The sequence below is a fragment of the Faecalimicrobium dakarense genome, assembly GCF_000499525.1.
GTDB lineage: Bacteria > Bacillota > Clostridia > Peptostreptococcales > Peptostreptococcaceae > Faecalimicrobium > Faecalimicrobium dakarense.
Genome location: NZ_HG529357.1, coordinates 1 through 2,091 on the forward strand (window position 1 = coordinate 1; position 2,091 = coordinate 2,091).

The window sequence follows — 2,091 nt, forward strand, 5'->3', positions numbered from 1 at the left end:
GGTGTTTGTCCATCTCTATTTTCTAATGCTTCATCAACACCCATAGCTATATCTCCTGATTGTTCATCTATAGAAGTTATAACTGCACAAGTATCACAGTCAAATCCGTATTTTGCTCTATCATATCCTATCTCTCTTACTGTTTCTCTTACTATTTTAGGTATATCAGCATATGCTTTTGTTGTTATTTCTCCGGCTACAAGCACTAGTCCTGTTGTTACTGTAGTCTCACAAGCAACTCTTGATAATGGATCTTGCTTTAATAATTCATCTAATATTGCATCTGATATTTGGTCGCATATTTTATCTGGATGCCCTTCTGTTACTGATTCTGATGTAAATAAGTGTCTTGCCATATTAACCACCATCCTTATCTATTTGTTTAGGTTATCACATAATACAAGTGATAACTCTCTTAATATCTTACATGCTGTTACTGTAGATACATTAGTATTATCATAATCTGGACTAAGCTCTACAATATCGCATCCAATTAATTTTATATTTGAATTTTTTAATATACTAAATACATTTTGAAACTCTCTATATGTGATTCCTCCAGGCTCTGGCGTTCCAGTACCTGGGAATATTGATGGATCTAATACATCTAAATCTATTGTTAAATAAACTTTTTTTCCATTTAAACTATCTACTATATCTTTAAATGTATCTATACTTCCAACTTCCATATAAGTGTGATTTTGCTTTAATGAAAAATCAAACTCTTCTTTAGTTCCAGATCTTATTCCAAATTGGTAAATTCTATTATCTCCAACTAAATCCCAGATTCTTTTTATTACTGTTGCATGTGAATTTTTATTATTGTTATATTCTTCTCTAAGGTCTGTATGTGCATCAAAATGAAGTACACATACATCTTCATATTTTTCATAAACTGCCTTAAATGCAGGTAGTGTAACTAAGTGTTCTCCACCTATCATAAAAGGTATTTTTTCATCACTTACTATTTCTTTAGTGCTTTCATATATTTCATCCAATACTTTTTTAGTATCTCCAATACTTAATTCTAAATCTCCAATATCACAAATTTTAAAATTTTCTAAATCTAAATCTAGCATTGGAGAATACGTTTCAAGCCCATAAAATTCAGGTCTCATGGAACTACTCGCAAATCTTGTTCCCGGTCTATTCGAAGTAGTTCCATCAAATCCAACACCATAAACTACTACATCAGCTTCATCATAACTTGAATCCATTCCCATAAAAGTATTTATATGAGAAAAATTATTTACTTTCATTTAACATATCCTTAACGTATTGAGGTAACATAAATGCACCTACATGTATGTCGCTATTGTAGTATCTAGTTTTTAAATTTAAATTTTCCCATGCTTCTCTATTTTGATCTTTTATTGGGTCAAATTTTTTAGATGCAAATCCAAATAACCAATGTCCTGATGGGTAAGTTGGTATATGTGCTTGATAAACTTTAGCTATAGGGAATAAGTTAGTTATTTTTTCATTTGCTCTTTTCATTTCTTTAGCATTAAAGTCAAAATATGGACTTTCATTTTGATTTACAAGTATTCCATCAATACTTAACGCTCTATAACAATCATTATAGAAATCAATTGAGAATAACCCTTCTCCCGGTCCTATTGGATCAGTTGAATCAACTATTATTAAGTCATATGATGCATCTTTTGAATTTTTTACAAAAGCTACACCATCTTCATAATATAAATTAACTCTCGGATCATTTAATTTACATGCACATATATCTATATACTCTCTAGATACATCTACAACCATTTTATCTATTTCAACCATGTCTATTTTTTCTATTTGTGGATAACGAGTAAGCTCTCTAACTGTACCTCCATCTCCACCACCTATAACTAATACATTTTTTATATTCATATTAGTTGCCATAGGAGTATGAACAATCATATCATGGTATATAAATTCATCTTTGTAATTAACCATCATAAGTCCATCAAGTGTTAAAAACTTTCCAAACTCTTTACTTTCAAAAACATCTACTTGTTGAAAATCAGATTTATCACTAAATAAATGCTTATCTACTTTTATTGAAAAACGTACATTATCAGTCCACTCTTCTGTGTACCA

3 protein-coding genes are annotated in these 2,091 nt (G+C 30.0%); all 3 read right to left on the reverse strand.

The window, feature by feature from the left end; all coding sequences use genetic code 11:
- Positions 1 to 356 (reverse strand): S-adenosylmethionine synthetase N-terminal domain-containing protein (locus BN899_RS10785; RefSeq protein ID WP_042275282.1); only part of this gene is annotated, 356 nt, incomplete at its 3' end.
- 18 nt (positions 357 to 374) lie between these two features.
- Positions 375 to 1,259 carry an agmatinase gene (speB, locus tag BN899_RS10790; protein WP_042275285.1) on the reverse strand — a complete coding sequence of 295 codons (885 nt, stop codon included), beginning with the start codon at positions 1,257 to 1,259 and terminating at the stop codon, positions 375 to 377.
- Positions 1,246 to 2,091: polyamine aminopropyltransferase (gene speE, locus BN899_RS10795; RefSeq protein WP_071162448.1), on the reverse strand; the 846-nt coding region annotated here is incomplete at its 5' end. The genes speE and speB, both read right to left, overlap by 14 nt.